Origin of the sequence: Paraflavitalea soli, assembly GCF_003555545.1 — a bacterium.
In the GTDB taxonomy this organism is placed as follows: domain Bacteria; phylum Bacteroidota; class Bacteroidia; order Chitinophagales; family Chitinophagaceae; genus Paraflavitalea; species Paraflavitalea soli.
In genome coordinates this window covers 6,284,299-6,308,662 of sequence record NZ_CP032157.1, presented here as the reverse complement: position 1 = coordinate 6,308,662, position 24,364 = coordinate 6,284,299, and the positions used below count along the sequence as shown (strand labels likewise).

Annotated in this window: 17 protein-coding genes and 2 tRNA genes; 7 read left to right on the top strand and 12 right to left on the bottom strand. The window is 46.6% G+C overall.

Annotated features, from left to right (window positions below; all coding sequences use genetic code 11):
* Positions 1-2: 2 nt before the first annotated feature.
* The 9 genes from D3H65_RS24135 to D3H65_RS24095 all read right to left on the bottom strand — a co-directional run bounded on the left by D3H65_RS24135 (position 3) and on the right by D3H65_RS24095 (position 13,538).
* Complete coding sequence (locus D3H65_RS24135) at positions 3-635, bottom strand: GDSL-type esterase/lipase family protein (RefSeq protein ID WP_119054639.1); 633 nt, start codon at positions 633-635, stop codon at positions 3-5.
* A gap of 115 nt (positions 636-750) precedes the next feature.
* Positions 751-2,577 (bottom strand): family 43 glycosylhydrolase, encoded by a 1,827-nt coding sequence (locus D3H65_RS24130; RefSeq protein WP_211345546.1) that lies wholly within the window; start codon positions 2,575-2,577, stop codon positions 751-753.
* Positions 2,574-3,989 carry a glucoamylase family protein gene (locus tag D3H65_RS24125; protein ID WP_119052763.1) on the bottom strand — a complete coding sequence of 472 codons (1,416 nt, stop codon included), beginning with the start codon at positions 3,987-3,989 and terminating at the stop codon, positions 2,574-2,576. The genes D3H65_RS24130 and D3H65_RS24125 overlap by 4 nt, the downstream gene beginning before the upstream one ends.
* A 13-nt stretch (positions 3,990-4,002) precedes the next feature.
* Positions 4,003-5,685, bottom strand: coding sequence for a glucoamylase family protein (locus D3H65_RS24120; RefSeq protein WP_245999580.1), 1,683 nt, complete (start codon positions 5,683-5,685; stop codon positions 4,003-4,005).
* 89 nt (positions 5,686-5,774) lie between these two features.
* Entirely contained in the window at positions 5,775-6,611 is an 837-nt protein-coding gene (locus tag D3H65_RS24115; protein WP_119052762.1) for a LamG domain-containing protein, read from the bottom strand.
* A gap of 23 nt (positions 6,612-6,634) precedes the next feature.
* Positions 6,635-8,134 (bottom strand): RagB/SusD family nutrient uptake outer membrane protein, encoded by a 1,500-nt coding sequence (locus D3H65_RS24110; protein WP_119052761.1) that lies wholly within the window; start codon positions 8,132-8,134, stop codon positions 6,635-6,637.
* An 18-nt stretch (positions 8,135-8,152) separates the two neighbouring features.
* Entirely contained in the window at positions 8,153-11,401 is a 3,249-nt protein-coding gene (locus tag D3H65_RS24105) for a TonB-dependent receptor (RefSeq protein ID WP_211345545.1), read from the bottom strand.
* Positions 11,402-11,644: 243 nt separating this feature from the next.
* The gene (locus D3H65_RS24100) at positions 11,645-12,760 is read right to left on the bottom strand and encodes a FecR family protein (protein WP_119052760.1); all 1,116 of its coding nucleotides are present in this window, start codon (positions 12,758-12,760) and stop codon (positions 11,645-11,647) included.
* A gap of 205 nt (positions 12,761-12,965) precedes the next feature.
* Positions 12,966-13,538 carry an RNA polymerase sigma factor gene (locus tag D3H65_RS24095; protein ID WP_119052759.1) on the bottom strand — a complete coding sequence of 191 codons (573 nt, stop codon included), beginning with the start codon at positions 13,536-13,538 and terminating at the stop codon, positions 12,966-12,968.
* Positions 13,539-13,817: 279 nt separating this feature from the next.
* On the opposite strand from D3H65_RS24095, the gene D3H65_RS24090 reads away from it, so the two are divergent.
* The 5 genes from D3H65_RS24090 (at position 13,818) to D3H65_RS24070 (ending at position 16,819) form a co-directional block, all read left to right on the top strand.
* Positions 13,818-13,891, top strand: a tRNA-Ile gene (locus D3H65_RS24090).
* A 16-nt stretch (positions 13,892-13,907) separates the two neighbouring features.
* Entirely contained in the window at positions 13,908-14,180 is a 273-nt protein-coding gene (locus D3H65_RS33585; protein WP_119052758.1) for a GIY-YIG nuclease family protein, read from the top strand.
* A gap of 90 nt (positions 14,181-14,270) precedes the next feature.
* Positions 14,271-15,023: an outer membrane beta-barrel protein gene (locus tag D3H65_RS24080; RefSeq protein WP_119052757.1), complete on the top strand. Its 753-nt coding sequence runs from the start codon at positions 14,271-14,273 to the stop codon at positions 15,021-15,023.
* Between the two features lie 237 nt (positions 15,024-15,260).
* Entirely contained in the window at positions 15,261-16,448 is a 1,188-nt protein-coding gene (gene hflX / locus D3H65_RS24075) for a GTPase HflX (RefSeq protein WP_119052756.1), read from the top strand.
* A gap of 14 nt (positions 16,449-16,462) precedes the next feature.
* Positions 16,463-16,819 (top strand): Rieske (2Fe-2S) protein, encoded by a 357-nt coding sequence (locus D3H65_RS24070; protein WP_119052755.1) that lies wholly within the window; start codon positions 16,463-16,465, stop codon positions 16,817-16,819.
* Here the strand turns inward: D3H65_RS24070 and D3H65_RS24065 are convergent, their stop codons facing one another.
* Complete coding sequence (locus D3H65_RS24065; protein ID WP_119052754.1) at positions 16,820-19,789, bottom strand: PAS domain S-box protein; 2,970 nt, start codon at positions 19,787-19,789, stop codon at positions 16,820-16,822.
* Between the two features lie 284 nt (positions 19,790-20,073).
* Between D3H65_RS24065 and D3H65_RS24060 the strand changes: the two genes are divergently transcribed.
* Both D3H65_RS24060 and D3H65_RS24055 read left to right on the top strand, forming a co-directional pair.
* A tRNA-Asn gene (locus tag D3H65_RS24060) sits at positions 20,074-20,147 on the top strand.
* A 116-nt stretch (positions 20,148-20,263) separates the two neighbouring features.
* Positions 20,264-21,337, top strand: a complete 1,074-nt coding sequence (locus D3H65_RS24055) for a serine hydrolase domain-containing protein (protein ID WP_119052753.1) — start codon at positions 20,264-20,266, stop codon at positions 21,335-21,337.
* Between the two features lie 141 nt (positions 21,338-21,478).
* Here D3H65_RS24055 and D3H65_RS24050 read toward each other — a convergent pair whose 3' ends face one another.
* The gene (locus tag D3H65_RS24050; RefSeq protein WP_119052752.1) at positions 21,479-22,738 is read right to left on the bottom strand and encodes an alpha/beta hydrolase family protein; all 1,260 of its coding nucleotides are present in this window, start codon (positions 22,736-22,738) and stop codon (positions 21,479-21,481) included.
* 268 nt (positions 22,739-23,006) lie between these two features.
* A complete protein-coding gene (locus D3H65_RS24045) occupies positions 23,007-23,906 on the bottom strand; it encodes an alpha/beta fold hydrolase (RefSeq protein WP_119052751.1) in 900 nt (299 codons plus the stop codon).
* Positions 23,907-24,364 lie beyond the last annotated feature (458 nt).

Below are 24,364 nucleotides of genomic sequence, written 5' to 3'. Positions count from 1 at the left end.
TGTTATTTGATCAGGTAAGGTTGAATGGCTTTTTGCCAGATGGCGTATCCTTTGGCATTCATGTGCAGCCTGTCATTTATATATAAACTCTCATTGGGCTTCCCATTCTCCATCATCAGCTTATACACATCTACATAGCCGGTTTTGGATTGGCGGGAAAGGAAGTTTTTGATCAGCAGGTTGGCCTGCACCAGCTTTTGGTGAAACTTCTCGCGGCTGGGGCTGGGCTTCATGGCCACAAAGACTACGGGCACTTTGGGCAGTTTCTTACGGATGAGGGTAAACAATTTTTCAAAGCGGGCAAAGACGGTCTTGGAGGTGATGGTATCGGAGGAAGAAATATCATTCTCACCACAATAGATCACAATCTCTTTGGGCTGATAGGGGAAAATGATATCATCGGCATACTGAATTACATCCGGTAAAGTGGAACCGCCAAAGCCGCGGTTGATGATGGTATAGGCCGGAAAGGCGGTCTGTACATCATGCCACAAACGGAAGGAAGAGCTGCCGACAAACAAGATAGCATTTTTTGGAGGAGGTTGCAGGCTGTCCTGTTTTTTAAAGGCTTTTATTTCACCCCAAAGGCCTTCCTGAGCCTGTAGCTGGCAGGTGGATATGAGCAAAACAAGCATAAACAGCGCTCTTTGAGCCACCGGAAAAAAACGACTACGGTACATAAACGTTGGGACAAGGGATCGTTGTACTGGTTGCATATTGGTTGGTTGAAAAAATAGATCGTCAAATTTACTATTCCACTTTCATGATATGGGCTTTTTTAGATACCCCATTTTCGTTGACAGATTCAATACAAAAATAATAGGGCAAAGTTCTGTCCATGCCTTTAAAATAGTATTCATTGACATTGTGCACCATGATGCAATTGTACCATTTACCGGGAGCTGTGCCGAAATAGATATTGTACGCGTAGGCATTGTCGACCGGCGACCATTTGATCCAGGCGCTGCGTTTGTCTTTTTCCGTACGCAGCACCATAAAGGATCTGACGGAATCGGGCTTGCTGCCATTTCCATTGCCAAACACCCGCAGGCCGCTCACCGCAAACTTACCGGTTGGCATATGGATGTTCTCCAGTTTTATGAACCGGGTTTGTACGGGTTGTTCCAGCTCTATATAATCGTGGGGCACATCGGTCTTGTTGTTGCTTTTATCCACCAGGAGTTTCCATTTCTTACCGTCCTCCGAATGGTAGAGCTTGTATTGGTGGTACAGCCTTACTGTTTTGCCCAAGAAGACGGTATCCATCGCTTTGGGGAAGGAAACATCCTGGTCGGCATAATTGATCTGGATGGCATTGACGGTACTGAGGTTGCCGAGATCGGTCTGTATCCATTCGCCTTTGTTGGCAGTAGCGGCGCTCCAATACGTTTTGATATTCTCATCTACCGCATAGTTGGCATAATAGCTGGCCAGGGTGGAGGATACGGCTACTGGTTTATTGTAATTGAGCAGCATCCAGCCCGTGTTTCCCCCTGTGGCTCCCTGGTGAGAAGCGGCGGAAGGCAGGTAATGGGGGTAATCGCCAAAGGCGGTATTACACCACATCACGCCATCGTTGTCGAAGCCGGCCGGCCACAATCCCAGGCGACGCTCGAAATTATTCTTTACAGAGATGGCGATGGTAGAGATATGCCACCAGTTGTGCTGGTTGTCCTGGAAGGTACTGCCATGTCCCGCACCCCGGGCAAAGCCGCCGGGCTTATAGCTAAACGGATCGGGCTGGGGTGTAAAGGGACCCAATGGATGATCGCCCACCACTACACCGTCGGCATAACCGCTGAACTCGGTACCAGGAGCACCGTATTGCAAGTAGTACTTACCATTGTGTTTGGTCATCCAGGCGCCTTCAATGAAGGGGTCCAGGAAAGTATTGTCGAGGTATTCACCAAAGCGCTGCCAGCCATATCGCCAATCTTCCAGCAGGTACATTTCTTTCCGGGCGCCGATGGGCTGAAGGGTTTTCCGGTTTAACTCCACTCCGTACAAAGGGTACCTGTTGCTGCTGCCATTGTACATGTACAGCTTACCATCATCATCGGGGAAGAAATCAGGGTCCCAGCCACCGATCGCAAATGAATCGACGGCTTCCTTCCATTGGTTGGCTTTGGGATCGGTACTCATCCAGATGGGGAAATTGCTGGTATAGGTAGAGCCAAATACGAGCATAGTATCACCCATTACACATACGGCAGGGGCGCATAGGTCATCATATACTTTATGCCAGGGCTTGAGGAATCGGCGGGAAATAAAATGCCAGTTACTGAGGTCACTACTCCACCAATAACCCCATTGGTTGGTGGAGAACAAATAATAATCGCCTTTATAATTTACGATCACAGGATCGGCGGTAGCACGGTGCCTGCCCCATTCACTAAAATTGGGGATGGGTGAGTAGCCATAGTCGATATTGATGGGATTGCAATAAGTAGCCGGTTTTGATTGGGCATGTATGGCTTCAAATGATCCATAGAGCACTATCATCACACACAAAAGCCATACATGCATATACATCCTTGCTACTGCGCTGCTTGTGGAGAATTTATATTTCTTTTTCATTTCTCTTTCAGGTAAGGGCTTTCAAAACCTAATTTCTTTAACCCCGTTTTTACTTCGGGGCAGCTCATAAACAATTGCCACAACAAGCCAGTGCGGTGGTTTTCCATCATCACCACAATGGGACCCTGGTCAATAGCCAGGTAACGGGGCAGGTACCAGTTGGCAGTTTCGCTGAATGCATCATAAAATCCATAAGGTCCCCACAACTTATCTTTCATAGTAGTGTACCAATGCTTCATAGCTGCCATGGATTGATCGGGTGTATAGGGAAAAGAAGAAAGGGCTGCGGTAGGAGATATAACGCCCAGGTCGTTTTTGTTGTCCGGCGCATGAGCAGCATAGCCATCTACCGAATAGCTGGCGGTGAGGCCCCAGTTGTCCGGACCATATCCCTTGTATTTTTTGGGGTTGGCCACACACCACTCGTAATTGATCAGCGCCTGGTTCTTTGTTTCTTCCCAATAATCTGCATACTTATCCTTTAGTCCTCTCGGATCAAGACCGAGGTAAGAATAATGGGCCCAGAACAGAGGCCCGCCGTTGGGCGGATTGCCCTGGTGACGCAGGTGCAGCTGGTATTTAAAGGTGATGCTATCCGTTCCTGTTTTGAGCGGGGGATTAGCTACAATCTTCCCGTTTTCGGCCCAACCTTCGTGGTATACTTCAGCAGGCACACCGTGAGTGGGAGAAGAAGCGGCCAATACATACATAATGAGGCATTCGTTGTATCCATGTACTGCAAAGTTCATCTCCCATCCATAAGAGGGGCTCCAGTGCCAGTACAACACGTTCTTTCCATTGCGGTACCAGTTAAAGTCAACCTCTTTCCACAGTTTGTCGGCCCGGGCAGCCAATTGTTTTTCTGCTTCGTTGCCCTTTGCGAAATACTGACGTACACAAAGAAGACCTTGCAACAGGAAGGAAGATTCTACCAGGTCGCCGCCATTGTCTTTTTGACCAAAGGGCTTTACTTTTCCGGTTTCGCCATTGATCCAGTGTGACCAGGCGCCGTGAAAGCGATCGGCCTTTTCCAAAAAGCCGACGATCTTTTCCAGCCTTGCCCTTCCTTCCTCCCGGGTAATGAACCCACGCTCAATACCCACCAGGATAGCCATCACGCCAAATCCACTACCTCCGCTGGTTACGATGTTTTTATCGTTGTCCGGGTAAATATTGTCGGCGTGAAATCTTTCCCTGCCCATGCCGCTGGTTGGTTCGGCCCCGTCCCAGAAATACTGGAAGGTTTGTTGTTGTACCAGGCGAAACAAAGCCGAGTCTGATAAGGCGGCGCCGCCATTATCGGCAGCCAGGGTATCTGTGGTTGATTTGTCGTCAGCAGGCTTATTATCTGCAGAGGCACAACCCACCAATAAAACAATGGGCAATGTTATAAGTGCGATCAAGTTCTTCATACACGTAATAATATTATAAGTAAGGTGCTGTAAAGCCAAGATTTTTCATGCCCGCTTTTACTTCGGGGCAACTGGTAAAGAGGTTCCAAAGCAAGCCAGTGCGGTGGTTTTCGATCATTACGATAATGGGACCCTGATCAATGGCGAGGAAGGAATCGGCAAACCAGGGGTCTTTTAACGAGAAGGCATCTACAAAACCATATTCCTTCCAGAGTTTATCGCCCAGCACATAATAAAAGAACTTTAATGCCTTCATGGATTCGACAGGCGTATAGGGAAAGGATGACAACCCGGCTGTTGGCGCAATGAAACCCAGGTCATTGGCCGGTGAACTGGCAGCATAACCACCAGCAATATCGCTGGCCGTAAGGCCCCAGCAGGAGTCGCTATATCCGAAATAAGTCTTTGGATTGGCTTTGCAATATTCATAATTGATCCGGGAATGGTTGACTACCTGCGACTGGTAAGCGGCATAGGTATCTGTAAGTCCATTGGGGTTAACCCCTAAAAAAGAATAATGGGAAAAGAACAGGGGGCCGCCATATGCTGGTCCGAGTGGTAAGGTAAGGCCGTAATAGGTATTGCCATTGGTAAAACCATTGGCGCCATTAGCGGTCCATCCTCCTGTATATACTGATTTGGGAATCGCTGACGTAGTGGAAGAAGCGGCAAGGATATAGGTAATAAGGCATTCATTCCATCCTTTAATAGGCAGGTTCATTTGCCAGGCATAATCGGGACTCCAGTGCCAGTACAGAACATCCTGGTTGTTCTGTCTGAACCAGCTCCACTCTACCCCATTCCATATGGTATTGATATCGGCACGCAAGGTTGTTTCTGCCGCATCGACACCATTAAAATATTGCCGGGCAGCCAGCAGCCCCTGGATGAGGTAAGAAGTCTCTACCAGGTCGGCGCCGTTATCTTTGGTACTGAAAGGTACTACTGCCCCTGTGGCGCCGTTGAGCCAGTGGGGAAATGCGCCATGAAATTTTTGCGCTGTATTTTTTAAGAAGGCTACGATGGTTTGCATGCGGGTAAGGCCTTGTGTGCGGGTAATAAACCCACGATTGACAGCCGCGACCATGGCCATGATGCCAAAGCCCGACCCACCAGAGGTGACAATATCGCCGGAAGTGTTTCTCTCCCTGGCGAGGCCTGAAACGGGATGGGCAAAATCCCAGAAGTATTTGAAGGTCTGTTGCTGCACTTTATCCAGCAACTGCTCGTCAGTGATCTGGGGGAACTTCCGGGAAGAATCAATTTTGGTATAGAGGTTTACATCAATAGCCGATAGCAGGCTTCCATTGTCTTTTGATTGGAGGGAGGTAGCCACTGATACGGTATACCGGGTAAGTGGTGATAAATTTCCGGCAGACTGAATGACTATCGTGCTGTCATTATTTTCCATGGCAATGGAATAAGGAACAGCAGCTCCGGCATTTGCTTTGAAGGATACCGCACCGCTGACGGTGGCTTGGTTAACCTTTGTGGAGAAGGAAAATTTCAAGACAGGCCGGTAGCTTGTACTGGTATAAGAAAATCCATTAAAACTGCCGTCTACTTTCAACGCTGAAAAAGAGAAAGAAGATGGAGGAGGTGGTGGTGGAGGCTCTGGCGTATCGCTTCCGCCCTTGCCGCAACCCATACCCAGTAGCACTAAACCCAATAAAACAACAGGGATCGATTTCATCATTAATAATTTCCATGTGGTAACGATAAACTATAAAAGGGTATGAAAAGAGGCAGTTTCAGCAACTCCCTCTTTCATACCCCATCGTTCAATTATTTACCTCTGCCTTCCAGCAATACCAATGCACTTACATCAGCATCGCTAAGGGCCTTGTTGTAAATCCTTACTTCATCCAGGCGACCTGTTAAATAACTGGCCCATGGCTCAGCACCATGGCCGCTGGTGAGACTGGGTGATGTCATAAACTGATCGGCCCCAAACACCATCTTGCCACTGTTCACAAAATTCAATGGTCCTAATCCTGCTACCGTTTTGGTAGTGGAAACGGAACCATTCACGTACAACTTGAAAGTGGAAGTAGTCTCGTTATAAGACAATGCCAGGTGATTCCATTTGGTATAAAAGTTAGGAATACCATCTTTATCAATACCAATCTCCGTGGTACCGTTATTGATCACTTTAGCCCTGAACTTCATGGCTTCCAGCGTGCCGCCATTCTCCAGGAACATTTCGATATTACCCCAGAACTGGGAATTATTGGAGAGCGTTACCAACCCTGCTATACCTGCAGGATGCAAGGGGCTGTTGACCCAATAGGCAACAGTAAAACTATGCATACCGGTAATAGAAGCACCGGGAGTAGCTATTACATAACTATTGAGGGCGCCTTGCATGGCCTGCCCTTTATAACCCGGGGCGAAGCTGGTGCCGGTATTAACACCTGCAGTACCGGAAACACTGTCAATGAGATTACCATTGAAAGCCCAATAGGCTACCAGGTTGGTGGGTGCAATTTCCTTGGAACTGGTATAACCGGCGATCTCAAGCTTGGGAGCATAGCTGCTCTCATCAAATTTTTTATAACAAGACGTAAACAATAAACCAGCAGCCATGACGCTGAGCAATGGTTTAAAATTTTGCTGTTTCATATCAATGAATTTAAGAGCTGATTTTAATAACCGGTATTTTGTGTTAACACACCGGCGCTGATGTCAATTTCTGCCTGTGGAATAGGCCACACTTCATTCTTATTTGCTTTCCAACCTTTGGGGCCGAATAAAGTGGCTGCACGTCCCTGGCGGATGACATCAAAATACCTGTCATTTTCCATGGCCAGCTCAGACCTTCTTTCGCGCCAGATAGCGGCACGCAGCTGGGCCTGATCGGTAACCACAACAGGAGGCAGTACCGTTATTGGATTAGCACCTCTGGCTCTTGCCCTTACCCTGTTGAGCGAGGTGAGTGCCAGGGCTGTATTGGCGCCACCTAATTCATTGGCGGCCTCAGCATTCATTAATAATACTTCTGCAAAGCGGATCACCCTGAAGTTTTGCTGGCTGCCTTCAGTAAAGCCGGAAACCATCAGGGCCTGAGGTACATATGACTTTTGGTTGTACCGGGGATTATCGCCAGCGGCAGGAATGGCATCACCCTGCGGCGTTATTTCGCCCCTGAAAATAATGGTGGCATCTCTCCGGGGATCATCCGCTTCATAAGAAGCCGCCAGATCAGCAGTCGGTACATTGAAGCCCCATCCCATACTGGGCGACATACCACGAACTCCCTGGATCTGGGAGTATTGTGAGTTAGAAGCATCCTTATTATCCGGGATCAATGCGGCCTGTACTTCAAAAATAGATTCAACGCTATTTTCGTTCTGAATGCGGAATAGTTTTTCGTAATCAGCATAAAGGTCATAACCCATTCCCATTACCTGGTTGGTAAGTGCCAGCACCTGGTCCCACTTTTTCTGGTACATGGCAACTTTGGCATTGAGGGCCAGTGCTGCTCCTTTGGTTGCGTGCCCTACATCAGCAGGACCATAGCTTTGAGGTAATACAGCCGCCGCCTCGGAAAGGTCCTTTTCAATAGCGGCCCAAACTTCGGTCTTTGGAGTACGGGGAATATTGAACTGTGCCGCATCTTTGGGAACAGTCAGTCTTAAAGGAACATCACCAAAAGCCCTTACCAACCGGAAATAACTGTAAGCTCTCAGGAATTTGGCTTCTGCGAGGTAACGGTTTTTCAGGTTGGCATCCATTTCTATCGCAGGAACATTGTCCAGTATCTGGTTGCAATAATTGATCTGCAGATACTGACCTTTCCAGAAATCATATACCTGACCGGATGAGTTGGCGGAAGAGGGGCCAACGGTGAAGTTGTCAAAATCATCGAGGTAGGAGGCGTCGCCAGTTGAACTACCTTTTTCAGTATCATCTGATCCGAGACTTTCCACAGCAACTGTTGCAAACCCTACCATGGGCCAGGCCCTTGTATAGGCGTACATGGCATTAACAGCCTTGGTAGCATCTTCGGCATTTTTCCAGAATTGCTCCGATGGCTGAGCGCCTTCCAGGGGAACATCAATAAAACTTTTACTACATCCATTAGCAGCAATAATAGTTATTGCCAGTAAGACGGATGATTTTATATTGAACTTGATTCGTTTCATTGTAATGCAATTTTGAAATTAGAGACTAAGGTTTACGCCAAAGTTGTAGATAGCAGACAAGGGATACACATTGGCATCAATACCTGAGCCCGTAGGCCCGCCACCGATAATTTCAGGAGAGAATCCTTTGTAATTGAAAAAGGTAAAAGGATTTTGGGCATTGACAAATACACGCAACCGGGAAAGATGCCATCTGTTGATGAGGTCTGTGGGAAGTGTGTAGCCCAGCTGAATATTCCGTACCCTGAAATAGCTGCCGTTCTCTACAAAGAAGGAGCTGGGTTTTGCATTGTACGTACTGCCTATTTTAGCTGAAGGATAGCTATTGGAAGTACCTTGCCCATGCCAGCGGTTGTCGTAAAAGTCTTTGGAGAAATTCTCATTACCATAGCGCCAGCCTACATTGGCATTGTAGACCTCTACATCAGCCACGCCCTGGAAATCCAGCGCCAGGTCAAAGTCCTTGTAGGTAACAGTGGTATTTATACCATAGCTGTACCGGGGGTTGGGATTGCCCAGCACGGCCCTGTCATATTTACCATCAATTACACCATCAGGCTTTCCTTCGGGGCCGCTGATGTCTTCAAATTTAAAATCACCTGCTTTGGCGCCCCAGGGAGCAGCTTCAGCATCAGTTTGAAATACACCTGCTATTTTATATCCGTAGAAATGGCCGATGGGCTGACCCAATACCGTGCGGGTAGCCAATGATCCATTGGCCAGGCCTGCGCCTCCACCATAAATAGGATTGCTACCGGTAATGGTAGATAATACTTTATTATCATTAATGCCCAGGTTGGCGCTCACAGAATAAGTCCAGTCATTGGCCACATTGTCTTTCCAGGATACTAAAAACTCCCAACCCCTGTTCTGATAGGTAGCCTGGTTACCAACGATATTGCTTCCTGATACACCCAATGAACCCAGGATATCAATGGCAAAAATGGCATCTTCGGTTTTGCGGTTGTACCAGCCCACTTCTACATTCAACTTGTTTTTCAACAAAGCCGCTTCGATCGCGATATCAGTACCCACACTTTTTTCCCAAAAAGTAGTAGGGGGAACAATCTTATCAATACTGGCGCCGGTATAGGTTTGACCGCCAAAGTTGGCGATCAGTTGTGGCGTTTGGGTCACGGACTGAACAGACAAGTTAGCCGGAACAGAGGCGTTTCCTACCTGGCCCCAGCTGGCCCGCAGCTTGAGGTTGTCGAAAAGATCCTGCGATTCCATAAAGCTTTCCTTGCTGATCACCCAGCCTATGCCTACGGCCGGGAAATAACCCCATTTGTCGGAGCCGGAGAACTTGGAAGAACCATCGGCCCGGAATGATGCTGTAAGCAGGTATTTATTCTGAAATGAATAGTTCAGCCTGGCGAAGTAAGACGCAATGGTGCTCTTCAATGGATAGTTGGGATAATCAGCATCCTGTACGAAGCGGTTGGTACCCAGGGTCAGGTATTCGAAGTTGCGGCCATTGGGTACATTTTGGGCTGATCCAATGCGCTTGGTAAACTGGTAGGATTGAGCTCCCTGGCCACCCAGTACTTTTATGGTGTGGTCACCAAATTTCCTATCGTAGGTAAGGGTATTCTCCAATATCCAGTTGCGGGTATGTTCATCGGTCAGGGTAAGGAGACTGATGTCATTGCGCAAACTGGGCCCTACGTTATAAACAGGACGGTAGTTGCGGATATTCTGATCGGTATATTCGCCCCCGATGCTGGAACGGAAAGTGAAGTATTTAGCGATTTTCAGTTCGGCAAATACATTTCCGGTAGCGCGGTATTGTCTTGTATCCTGGTCAAAATAGTCAATGGTCACCTGTGGGTTGTATTTGGCGCCATCGCCCAGCGGGAAATCACCGGGATCGCCATAGGAACCATCGGCATAGTAAACAGGCAATACAGGATAGGCTGTATACAACTGGCGGAATATGGCGCCATCAATATCATCGGATTTGCTATAGGCACCCGTCAGTGTATAGCCCATTTTAAGGGGGGCTGCCACCTGGAATTCCTGTTGCAGGCGGATGGTATAGCGCTGGTAGTTGTTTGTTTCTACAATACCGTCCTGGTTGAGGTAGCCAAAAGAAACCGCATAATTGGATTTATCGGCCCCTCCTGATATAGATACCTGGTGGTTGGTGATGATGGCATTTCTAAGCACCTGGTGGTACCAATCGGTGCCTTCTCCAAATTTAGACGGGTCAAGTACCTGTGTACCTTCTTTTTCATTGATCATGGTGGCATACTGATTGGCATTGGCCATTTCGATCTGGTTGGTCACTTTCTGGTAGCCCACATAACCATTATAATTAATAACAGGTTTGCCTGCTTTCCCTTTTTTGGTGGTAATGAGCACCACACCATTGGCGGCCCTGATACCATATATGGATTCACTGGAGGCATCCTTCAGGATACTCAAGCTTTCAATATCAGCCGGATTGAGGAAGGCGATATTATCAAACCACACACCATCTACTACATATAAAGGACTGGTGCTTCCAAAAACAGTTCCCACACCACGTATCCTGATCTCCGGAGAAGCACCGGGTGCACCTGAATTGGTAATTTGTACCCCGGCCACTTTACCCTGTAAAGCACTGATGGGGTTAACAGAGGCCTGCTTGGATATTTCCTCGCCCTTTATATTGGCCACGGAACCGGTAACATCAATTTTGCGTTGGGTGCCATAGCCTACTACGATCACCTGGTCGAGTGGTGTATTGGTGGCCTCGAGGGTTACATTAATAGTCGTTTGACCGGCAACGGCCACCTCCTTGGTAGTATACCCAACAGAGGAAAAGACGAGGGTAGCATTGTCGGGCACGGTAATGGAAAAAGCACCGTTGGCATCGGTGGAAGTGCCGGCGTTACTGCCTTTCACCCGTACCGACACGCCGGTTATGGGAGCGCCGGTTGAATCGGTAACACGACCAGTGATCTGGGCTTGCAGCAGTACTGTATTCATTTTCTTCAACACTACCAGGTTCGAGTTAAGAACTTCATAGGTTAAAGAAGTATTCTGCAATATCCTGTTGATCACGGATAGCACTTCTTCATTAATAGCGGTGACGTTGACTTTCTGGTCTGCCGGGAGCAGACTTTGATTGTATAAAAAACGATAGTTGGTCTTTTTTTCGATGGCCGACAATACCTTTTTAATGTCGGCAGATTGCATGTTTAGGGTGACCCGCGATTGGGAGTAAACACCGGCTGACACATGCAGGCAACTGACCAGGAGAATGGCAACCGTTAATTTCATGATAAATGCAAGCTTTAAAAGGTTAGGCTTCCCGAGGAAATCGGGAAAAGTCCTTATTTTTTTCATACTTTAAGCATTGAAAAGGGTTAACAAATGGTAACATCAACTTTCCGAGGGTTGGAGTGTACCGAGACTTTTTTCAACTACAACGGGGTTCCGCGTCAACGGAATCCTGTTTTTTTTATACATTTTTAAGTACTATTGGCTTGAACCATTGGCAGTTTTAATTTTCGTTAGTAATCGTTATCGAGATATCATGATCGTTTTACCCTGAAATTTATAGTTGAAGGAACCGGTTATTTTAAGTGCGCGCATTGCCTCTTCGATGGTTTCATTTTCAAATACGCCGGTAAAGTGAAGGGTATCCATCTTTTCATCTTTAAAGTTTATTGACACCCCATACCAGCGTTCCATTTTCAGTGCTAATTCCTTAAAGGATTCGTTTTCAAAAACCAGCTTATTTTCCAGCCAGGAAGTTTCCAGAATAGAACTGTCTTTTTTCTGGTAGGTAAGGTTTCTGATCACCACCAGGGGCTCGGTTTCTTCTCCGCGGGGCCGTGTATTATTTTCGCTGGTCAATAAGGTATCCTTATTGGCCACTACAATCTTTTCATTGGGCTTGAGGATGATCTTTTGGGCTGGCCGGTCTTTGAGCGAAACCTCGATGCTGCCATGAATGAGGGCAGCTTCGGTGGTCTTATCATTGGGATATGATTTTACGTTGAATTGAGTACCCAACACTTTTACGTCCATTTTAACGGTGTGGATGATAAAGGGCTTCTTTTCGTTTCTTACTACATCAAAGTACCCTTCACCGGTGAGTGTTACTTCACGTTTGGAGCCGTTAAAGTCTTTATCATAGATCAATTTACTGCCGGCATTAAGCCATACATGGGTACCATCGGGCAATTGCACCTTGGTTCTGGAGCCCTGCCGGGTGATTATCTCACTAAGCGGGCTTTTTTCGGCCAGGAGCGGTGTTTTAACGGACGCAGGAGGCTGCAGCCAATAAAAAAACCATGCCGCAGCTATTGCGGCAGCACCCACTGCGGCCCATGACATGAAACGGCGCCGGGAAGGCTTGCGCGAACCCTCCAGCAATAAAGCATTGTCATCCGGCGCCTGGCCGATTAGAATACCCATTTCCTGCATGCGTGCAATGTGTTGGTGATAGCCCGTTTCTATGGAAACCTGGTCGGCAGGCTGCGACGGCTGTTGCCATAGATCGGTAATAGTCTGGATAGGGAAATGAAGGTCGGGATGGGTACGTAACAATTGCTCCAGCTCTCCTAATTCTTCATCAGAGGCCTCTTCCGCGAGCTTCCGCGCCATCAGTTCCCAAATGCGTTCAGTCGACATAAGGTGGTTGCTTGCCTGGTTGTTTTTGGTTGTTATCTAAATAAGGAGCCGCGTTTTAGGGGAATCCCCTAAAGCGTTTGAAAAAAAAGTTTGTGGAGTGATCAGTTGAAGGGAAAGCAGACCCCATTAGCCCATAGCGGGAATTTTCAGGAGCCTGAAAAGCGCTGCTACCTGCACTGGCGTTTTTACAGAAGAGTTGAATTTTTTAGAAGCGAACGATCTTTTTGAGGTTTACATTGAGGGCCTTGCCGATCTTGCCAAGGGCTATAGCCAGCTGGTTGTCAATGGTTTTGACAGAGATGCCAAGGATTTCGGCTACCTCTTTATACCGCAGGCCGTCTTCTTTAATGAGTTTAAAGACCAATTTACAACGGGGGGGAAGGTGGGTAATGGCCTGTTCTACCCGGGCCAGCATTTCGGCGGTCATCATGAGCTGTTCGGGATTATTATACTGGCTTTCCAGCTCTACCTGGAGATCGTCGATGGTAATAGACACCTGCTTTTGCTGTTTGAGCAGGTATTTCAGGGCCATATTTTTGGTACTTATATAGAGGTATACTTTGAGGTTATTGATGTCGTCGAGGTGGGAGCGGCGCTGCCATATGCTGATAAAAACATCTGAAACGATCTCTTCGGCCATTTCATGGGCATGACAAAAGGTATACGCAAACCGGAGCAGGGGCTTATAAAAGAGACAGAACAGCTCTTTATAAGCAACTTCGTCGTCATATAAGGCTATACGACGCTGTATTTCCTTGATATTAGCAAGCTTAGACATAGCAACCGGCTATTTAAAGACCAAGTATCCTGCAGCATTGCTGCCTGCACAAGGTAAATCAAAAAATAAAGCAGATTTCTTCCCCATAGTTACTGAATTTCTATAATTTTGCCACTCGCTGGAAATTCCGGTGTATTGTAGACAGTTCTTTCTTTTAAATATTTTCTCCTCTGGGAGAGGGGCCCTTAGCTCAGTCGGTTAGAGCATCCCGACTGAAAGTCGGGAGGGTCGTTAAGTTTAATAGTTCTTTATTTGAAATAGTTTCTCCGAAAGGAGAAGGGGCCCTTAGCTCAGTCGGTTAGAGCACCTGACTCATAATCAGGGGGTCGTTGGTTCGATACCAACAGGGCCCACATTAATAGTTGCCGGATGGCTTTTTTTGTGTACATCCTATATTCTGAAAAACTGGACAAGTATTATATTGGTGTTACAGAAAATGTAGAGGAAAGATTGCGCAAACACCAATGTAATCACAGTGGATTTACAGGTAAGGCATCCGATTGGTCGATTCGTTTCACAGAGCTTCATCCTGACAAAACAGCTGCCCTCAAAAGGGAACGACAGCTTAAAGGCTGGAAAAGCAGGATACGGGTAGAACAACTTATTCAGAAAAATTCACATCAGGCCACACCACATCTTTAAATTAGTGCTCACAGCAAAAATGCTGTGAGTTTTTTCTTTAACCTTTCGTTAACCGTTGGTAGGATACATTTGATCAATTATTTATCTGGTATGAAAAAAATCCTGACGCTTTTCGTTGCCCTGGCCTCTATGACTGCTGTTATGGCCCAGGACTCTACGACCACTACTGTAACTACTAAGAAGAAGAAAAAAGACTGGAGTAAGGTCAAGCTTTCCAACCGGCCCAATGATCACCTCATGTTTCAGTTGGGATACAATGGCTGGTCGCAGATACCGGATACGATCAACACCAAAGGACTTTCCCGCAGCTTCAATGCTTATTTCATGTTTGACCTGCCTTTCAAAAGCGATCCCCGCTTTAGCGTAGGTATCGGTGCAGGTGTAGGCACAGACAATATGTTCTTCGATAAAACAGAGATCGACATTACCGGGCGTAGGGCCAATACCCTTGGCTTCAGGAATGTGGCCGATACCAACCATTTTAAGAAATATAAACTGGCTACTACCTTCCTGGAAGCACCGGTTGAATTGCGTTTCGTTTCCAACCCCGAGAATACCAACAAAAGCTGGAAAATTGCTGTCGGTGGTAAGATCGGCACCATGATGAGCGCCAGTGTAAAAGGAAAGACGTGGCAGAACAGAAGCGGCAACACCATCAATGCTTATACGCTGAAAGAGAAATCCAAAAGATATTTCAATAGTACCCGTTTGAGCGTTACCGGCCGCATTGGCTATGGCGCGTTGAGCCTATATGGCAGCTACCAGGTAAATGCCTTTATCAAAGAAGGCTTTGGCCCGGATGTCCGGCCCTTCCAGATCGGTTTGACGCTGAGTGGATTGTAATCGCGGATGGCAGGATCTGAAGGATCTCACAGAAGACAAAAAATATTGAAAGGAGACAGTAAATACTGTTTCCTTTTTTGTTTTCCACCCTTTCGAACCTGGAGGAAGTCAGCGGATGCTTCGGTCGCAGGAATAAAGGCAAACCTGTAAGGAACGTAGTTTGTAGTGCTGCAGGCAGGTGAAGTCGCGGGCTTTGAGATTATTATGGTTATTTTTGCACTCACAAAATTTTAATCGTTGCTAGAGAACAAGAACATTATCGAAAAAGAGGAGAAAGCGGTACTGGCGGGGCTGGTATACAAAACGCAAACGGAAGAGCAGGTAAAAGAATACCTGGAAGAACTGGCTTTCCTGGCAGAAACAGCCGGGGCTACGGCGGTAAAGCGGTATATCCAGAAGCTGCCGCACCCCGACAGTAAAACCTTCCTGGGAAAGGGAAAGCTGGAGGAGATCAAGAACTTTGTGACGGGAAAAGACATCAACCTGATCATTTTTGATGATGAGCTTACGGGCTCACAGATCACCAATATAGAAAAGGCGCTTGGGATAAAGGTTATTGACCGATCTGACCTGATCCTGGACATCTTTGCCCGCCGGGCCAAGACAGCACAGGCCAAAACGCAGGTAGAGCTGGCGCAATACCAATACCTGCTACCCCGCCTGAAAGGGATGTGGAGTCACCTGGAACGTTTGGGAGGCGGTATCGGTACCCGGGGACCTGGTGAAACGGAAATCGAAACTGACCGTCGTATTGTAAAAGACAAGATCGCCTTGCTGCGCAGACGGCTGGGGGAGATCGACAAGCAGGCTTTTGTACAACGTAAAGACCGGGGAGAATTTATCCGGGTATCGCTGGTGGGTTATACCAACGTAGGAAAATCTACGATCATGAACCTGCTGAGTAAAAGCGATGTGTTTGCAGAAAACAAGTTATTTGCCACGCTGGAAACCACTACACGCAAGGTAGTATTTGAAACGACTCCCTTCCTGCTGAGTGATACCGTTGGTTTTATCCGCAAGCTGCCCCACCACCTGGTGGAGAGTTTTAAAAGCACGCTGGATGAAGTAAGGGAAGCAGACATCCTGTTGCATGTAGTAGATATTTCACATACGCATTATGAGGACCAGATCAACGTGGTCAATAGCACCCTGCAAGAATTGGGCGCTTATGACAAGCCAGTGATCACGATCTTCAATAAGATGGATCTGTATGAGAAGAATACGTTTGACCCCTGGCTGGAAGAGGAAGTAAAGCAGGAGATCATTAAAGAGCTGAAAGAACGCTGGGAGAATACCCTTCAGGGCAATTGTGTTTTCATCTCTGCGCTGGAAAGGAGGAACCTGGAAGAACTCAGGAATACAATCCTCACCAAAGTAAAAGAGCTTTACACGATCCGTTATCCTTACAAGACCACCTACCTGTAATTCATACCTGCTCTATGGCTGAGAAGCAATACAACTGGCACAAGATTGCGGAAGCAGAGACTGAGCTATCTATGAGTGATAGTCATATTGCCGTAATAGAAGTGAAGGGCAGGAAAATATGTGTGGGTAAATACCAGCAGGAGTGGTTTGGCTTTGCCTATAAATGTCCACACGCCGGCGGTATTATGGCCGATGGCTATATTGATGCAGTGGGCAATGTGGTATGTCCGCTGCACCGCTATAAATTCAGTGTGAAGAATGGCCGCAATACCAGTGGGGAAGGATATTACCTGAAGACCTATCCCATAGAGCAACGGGAGGATGGCTTGTTTTTCGGCTTGCCAGACAATGGCCTGTTTGGCCTTTGGTGATCATACCAGGTCTTTTTCAATTTCCATTTTGATCATGGGAGCTACGTGGTAGTAGGCGGCTATTGACTCATTGATCATGGGCAGTATTTCGGATAGCTGTTTTTGAGAGCGTGCATTGGATTCAATAGTAGCCATTTTCGAATGCAGGTCCTTCACCTGTATGATACTGAGGCTGCTTTTCAACTTGTGGGCCAATTCAAATACGGCCTGCCAGTCTTCTTTAATAGCCAGTTGTTTCATTTCTTCCAGGCCGGAGGGCACCATGGTCTCAAATACTTTGTAGATCTCTTTGATGACGTTGTTATCATTTAACTGCAGCAATACAGAAAGATCAAAGACCGGTTGAACTGCATCATAGGTGGTGATGGCCCGGTGATCCATCACTTCTCCTTCACGATTCAACAGGAATTTCTCCAGGCAGCGGCGTAATTCTTCCGGGGCAAATGGCTTGGCCACATAATCATTGGCGCCTATCTGCAGGCAACGTTGCCGTTCATTGCGCAGCACGCTGGCGGTTAAGACAACAATGGGCACCGGAAGGTGTAGTTGTCTGCGGATATAATCGGTAGCCTGGAAGCCATCCATTAAGGGCATGTGGAGGTCCATCATAATGAGGTCGGTCTTGTTTTTTTCCAGCCACCGGATAGCCTCCTTACCATTGTCAACGACGGTAACGTTGAGGTTATACTGTTCGAGATTGTATTTCAATACCCGTTGGTTCACATCATTGTCCTCTACGATGAGCACATGTTTGCCGGAATAATCTTCCAGATCATGGGGCTGCATTACTGGTTTCACATTACCCTGTACTTCCTGCGCTGTGCTGATACCAAAGGGAAGCAAAATAGTAAAGGTGGTACCGGCACCGGGTTTGCTGGTCACATGCACACTACCCTGCTGCAGTTCGACCAATTGCCTGGTGATGGCAAGGCCAAGACCTGTGCCGCCAAAGCGCCTGGTAGTATCAGAGGAAGCCTGGGAGAAACTTTCGAAGATAAGGGCTAGCTGTTTGGTATCGATGCCAATGCCTGAATCACTTACCTGCAGGCAAAGGGTTACTTCCTGGCTGCCTTGTTGCTGCACATTTATTTCCAGTGTCACGTAGCCTTTTTCGGTAAACTTAATGGCATTGCTCAGCAGGTTGGTTAATACCTGACCAAGCCTGTGGGGGTCGCCTACCAGGTACATCGGCACTTCCGGTTGTACGAGCGTAGAAAAATTAAGTGCTTTCTCCCCTGCTTTGATCTTGAAAGTACCGTTGAGGTTTTTGATAATGTCGCCCAGGCTGAACGGTATCTTTTCAATACTGATCTTGCCAGCTTTGATCTTGGACAGGTCGAGAATATCATTGATCAGTACGAGCAGGTTGTCGGAAGATTGTTTGATCATTTGCACGTATTCCTGCTGGTGTTGCAAGAGCGGGGTTTGCATCAGGAGATTCGTCATGCCAATGATGCCATTCATAGGCGTGCGTATTTCATGGCTCATATTGGCCAGGAACTGTTCCTGCAGTGTTTCTGCGGCCTCCGCCTTTTGGCGGGCCAGGATCATCTCCTGTCGGGACTTGACCATTTCGCTAATATCTTTCATAAAACCGCTAACTCCCAGCAGTTGGTTGTCTTTATCAAACAGGGGGAATTTGATGGTCAGCAGGTGGCGGTCGCCATCGGCCAGGTGCAATACTTCTTCCAGTTCTACGGGCTTTCTTGTTTTGATGACCTGTTTATCCGCTTCAAAATATCTTTCAGCGGAGCTTTTTTTAGCCTGTACATCGAATACCGTTTTACCAATCACCATGTCATCCGTGAGGCCAAATATTTCCCTGCATTGTTTATTCACCAGCAGGTATCGCCCTTCCAGGTCTTTTACATAGATCATGAGGGGGGCATTGTCGAGGATGGCCTGAATGCGGTATTGATATTCTTTTTGTTCGGCTTCAATTTTCTGCAATTTCTGTCTTACCAGTTCCTGTTCGGTAACATCTTTTACTACACACTGGAAGCCGGTGACCTTACCATCTTTTTCCAGCAGGATGGCATCTTGTTCTACCCAGCGAATACCATTGTTTTTGAAAGTAATGGGGAAAATGAGGTTGGATTCGCGGGTGCGGTTGATGAACTGCTGTTCATATTGGGCAGCCACATGGGGTATCCATTCGGCCGGGATGAGTGATGAAAAATGTTTGCCCAGCATTTCTTCCGGCGTATACCCTGTTAAGGTCTCGACCTGTTTGCTAATGAAAGTAAAGGTACCGGTGATGTCGGCCGTGTAGGTGATCACGCCAGCATTTTCCACAAATTCACGGTATTTGGCTTCGCTTTTCAGCAGTTCACCTTCTGCTTTGCGGCGGAGTTGTATATCACGATTGAGGCGGAATAACAGGATGGCAATAAAGACAAGGACAGTAAGTGCTCCGATGATGGCTGTTTGCAGCGATTGGCGGCCTGCCTCGTGATTGCGAAGAATGCTGGCCTGGAGTAGTTTGTTTTGGTCGGCCTTCATCTGCGCCAGATCGGCGGCTATCTTGTCCATGAGGTTTTTGCCTTTGAGGCTGGAAGTAAGTTGAAGGGCCTCTTCGAAGGAGCTTTTACGTGCCTGGATGATCTGTTGCTGAAACCGATCCTTTTCATTGACCAGTTGTACGAGTTCCTGCAAGCGGGCTACTTGTTGCGGGTTGTCGGCTATTAATCTGCCGGCTTCTTCCAGGCTATTCTGTATAATCTTATTGTAATGGGTCAAATGGGCAATGAACACATAATCGCCGGTGATCGTATAACCTCTTACAGCAGATTCTTTGGAGGTAATGAGAATTTGAACGCTGTCGAATGCCTGGATGACCTTATTGTTGTGGGTGAGCTGTTGCTGGGAGTTGCCGGCACGAAGGCGGTCCTGCCAGGCCGACCAGATGAAGAAAGTTACCCCGGCCAGGACGATGGAGATCACAAACAATATAGGTCTGTATGTCTTCATGGATATTTGTGTATCAAAGGTTATTGTTGAGCCATGAGGGGACGGAACAAATAGTAAGTTACTATAATTTGTTATGGTGAGGCGGGGAAATGTGCACCAGGAGACGGTGGAAATAAAAGACAAAGATTTCCTGCAGAAAATTTTACCAGTAGGTGCTATGAAAAGTAAAAATCCCTATTTTTGCAACCCCTTTGGGACATGATGTGGAAAGGACGGCTAAAGTCCTGACAGTCATCCTTCAAACGGGTATATCCAGGGCTATAAAAAGTTACTGGCCTATAGATTCCTCCTTAGCTCAGTTGGTTAGAGCATCTGACTGTTAATCAGAGGGTCGCTGGTTCAAGTCCAGCAGGGGGAGCACTCAAAATCAACAGCTTACAAAGCCACCTTCGGGTGGCTTTGCGCTTTTTGAAAGAAGGCACGTATATTTAGAAGTTAGCGGTAATTACGATTAGCCTCAAATGCATTACAACCATGCGAAAACTTCTGTTGTATTTTCAATTTCTCCCTTGTATATCTTTTTGCCAACAAACTACAATCACTAAAAGCAGTGATTACATTTATCCCGACAGCACCTGGCAATTTATGAGCGATGCCACTAAAGAAGGTTGGAGCAACGACAGCCTTTATAAACTAAAAAAATTCATTATTGACAGTACAAATGCTACTGGAGTCGTCGTCATTCAGTCTGGCAGAATACTTTTTGATTATGGAGACACTAAAGAAACAAGTTATCTGGCATCGTGCCGAAAGAGTATTCTTTCCATGTTGTATGGCCCCTTTGTGAAAACTGGTAAAATAAATCTTTCTACCACCATTGAACAGTTGCATCTTGATGATATCGGAGGTTTGTTACCAATAGAAAAAAAAGCTACAATTAAGGACCTACTTACTGCCCGTTCGGGTGTTTATCATCCGGCAAGTAATTCAGGGGATGCATCTGCAATGGCTCCTAAAAGAGGTAGTATTCAACCCGGAAGTTACTGGTTATACAACAATTGGGATTTCAATATAGCAGGTTATATATTAGAACAACAGACAGGCAAAACTATCTATGAATTAATTGATTCTATTCTTGCAAAACCACTGCAAATGCAAGACTGGAATATCAAAGAGCAGCGCAAAACAGGAGATACATCAAAATCAAAATATCCGGCTTATCACATATGGTTTTCGACTCGGGATATGGCGAGAATTGGATATTTAATGTCGAGAAACGGAAAATGGAGAGACCAACAGATCATTCCGGCTAGTTGGGTAAAAACTACTACTTCAGTTGTTACAACTTATAAAGAAGCTGTAGAAGAAAAGACAGCTTATTTTCATTTTGGATATGGTTATTTATGGTGGGTTTGGGATACTCCCTACAACAAAAGTGCTTATGAAGGTGCTTATTCTGCAACAGGTGCTTTTGGACAATTTATTACCGTTTTTCCCAAACTTGATTTAGTTGTAGCTTTTAAGACAAAGTATGCGTACGAACGACAAACGCCAACCGACGTATATTTAAGCGTTTTAGAGAAGTTAATTGCTGCTAAAAAAAAGTAAACCATCGCTAACACGCGACCTTGAGTATCAGCAAAATGCTTGTAAATCATGAGCTAACTGGTTCAAGAACTGTCCAGCAGGGGAAGCAGCAACCAGGCAGTTACGCGGAGCGTATAACTGCCTTTTTATTTATTACAACACTCACTTTCTGTTCCTGGCTTTTGGGTACCATTCAACAAGATCTATATAGTTCAGCCTTTTGTTGGTATCGTACAGTGTAGAAGATGCGCCTCGCAGCGTTTTGTCGAAAAATTCGCGTGTGTAACGGCAGGTTATCTGTAACACACGGCTGGCCGCGGCAGATTCCAACTCGCTTTTTGCCTGGAGTAAAGGCAAATCGCTAAAACTCATGTGACTTGAACTGTCAAATCGAAGCAGCACGTGGTAAGCTCCTCCTGTCGCAGCCAACGCATTTCTTTTACCACGGCGCAGGCTATCTACCAGGGCATTCAACGCCGGAAGCGTCATGCCCATAGAAGCAGCGTCAGCTTCGCCAAGGGTAACATTGCGTACACGCTCGAACAATAAGAAGGATTGTTTCATCCCAATTCCATCAGGGTTTAAATAAAATGGTTGCATCATGGCCACACCATCCTGGTCAGCGCAACTTTTTATTCGTGCATCAAGTTGGCAGGCGCGAGCCGCTGCCCGCCCTCCTGCTGAATGGCCCATAGCACCCACGCGGGACAGGTCCAAATGACCGGCAAAAGGAATCGTGTCAGCATTCATGTTGTTGATAATCTCAAGTTGATGCAGTGCAAAACGGATGTCAGCTGCCCACCATTCTATTCTTTTATTCTCATAAGCGATATGCTGCTCTTCGGTGTTGCCCGCTGCATTACGCTGTTTTCTTTCAAAAGGGATCTGTATCCCATCTGTGAACGAAACAAGCCATGCGTCATAAGGATGCGAAAGGGCCACTACTACGTATCCATGGCTCACCAGTTCTTCTATCTGCGCTGTGTACAGTTGCGTGATCATACCCATGCCGTGTGAAAAGAAAATAACTGGAGCCGACCTCAGGCGATGGTCAAAAGCTGCTTCTTCCCGACCATGTGTATTCATTTCACCCGATCGAATCCTTGCCGCACCGTTTGCACCAAGAAGCGACTGTAATCCTTTATTTCCCAAAGCCCGGTTAATCATAACAGTATCAAGATAAGGAACTGGCAGGCCCGTAACATTTTCGGCAGGGTACCATATATCGGCTAACAACCTGCGCATCATATTGTCTGGTGCTAAAATTTCTATTCGATTAATATCTACCCATTCAAGCTGGTGATGGCCTATGCTGAATTTCCCTGAAGGCAAAGGCAGGCGCTGTGACCACAACCGTTGTGGCTCCAGGGTCAATACAGCCACCAAGAATACCAGGAAATATATCGACTTGTATTTTTTCATGTAATTCCGGACATTTAATGCAAATTGTTATACAATCATGCTTACCAAATCCGATAAATCCTGTGCGAGGCTGTCAGGTATTTGTAAACTTCACGGAATTCAAGCCGACTTTCTCTATTTTTCCATTACTAAGCAATTTCACTAATCGCATTATAAAGTGGCTGACTGTTTCGATAGAGTCATAAATTAGGGTTGGAGACAGGTTTAATGAACAAATGTATGATTTTTGAGTCTCTTATCGATCTTCGGTCCATGGCACTTTTGAATATCAACCAGCATGTTGCCCCGGAATACCGGTCGGCCAATGCTGCTTAAAAAATCCACTAATAAGCTCCAACACTTCCTCAAAATTTGTTTCCAGTACCCAATGGCTGCCATTGAGAATATGAACCTGAGCATCAGGTAAATCCCGCTTGTAACAGGCAGCCTCTTCCACATTAAAAAACGGATCATGTTTTCCCCAAATGACGAGCGCCCGAGGTTGATGAACCCGGAAATACTCCTGGAAGACAGGGAACATTTTCATGTGGTTCATATAGTCACAATTCAGTTCATATTGCATATCGATATTACCAGGTCTTTTCATCGAATCCCAATCAAGTACCCACAATTCAGGGCTTATTGTTGGCAGCATTTCTTCGGGTAAGCCTGCCGTATACTGCCACTTCACCCCTTCCTCGCTTAGGAAAGCATACAGTTTTTTCTTTTTTTCAGGGGTAGGGTTTTCCCAATAGTCTTTCATTTCATCCCATATCCCCGCAACACCTTCCTCATAGGCGTTACCGCTTTGGACAATTATTCCCTCGATCTTTTCAGGATGGTTTACGCATAGTCGCAGACCAACAGGAGCTCCATAGTCGTGCAGATAGATGGTGAATGACTGCAGGTTTATCGCATCGGTAAACTTGTTCATAAAGGCTGATATATTCCCGAATGAATATTCAAATTGATCTTTAGGGGGAAAAGCGCTAAAGCCAAATCCAGGAAAATCGGGAGCTACCAGGTGAAGCCTGTCTGATAAGGCAGTCATCAGGTTTTTAAACATTACCGACGAGGTTGGAAAACCAGGTAAGAGTAACAAGGATGGATTATTTCTATCGCCAGCCTCCCGATAAAAAATATCGATCCCACCCACCTTAATAGTTCTGTTAAAAATTTGACTACTCATGTTTTACAGGCTTCAAACATTGTGCCCCCACCGTTAGTATACTCACCGCCCCATCCGGTACGCCGATTTCCGCAGGGTTTGTCCACAATGGTAACCCGATAGATTCGAACATCCTCCTCTTTGCTTCCCCGGGGCCCGGGGAGCCAAAGAGGAGAATCCGAGGAAGCAAAGAGGACCCAATGCGAACAATCCGAGGAGAAAGAGGCCGATTCCGGGGAAGCAAAGCGAAGAAAATGGAGAAAATGTGTTGTTCGTCCCAGGACATAGGCTGTTCGTCCCGGCTTCTGCCGACTATCGTCCCAAAATTGCTGGTACTTCCGGGGAAAAAATGCTGTTCGTCCCAGGCTTTTCCTCAGGCCGTCCCAACATTCCGGGGAGACCGTCCCATTTTTGAACAACAGGATGAGGAACCATTGTAGATTTGTTGTATCAGTCTGTCACTGCCAAAAGGAGATTTC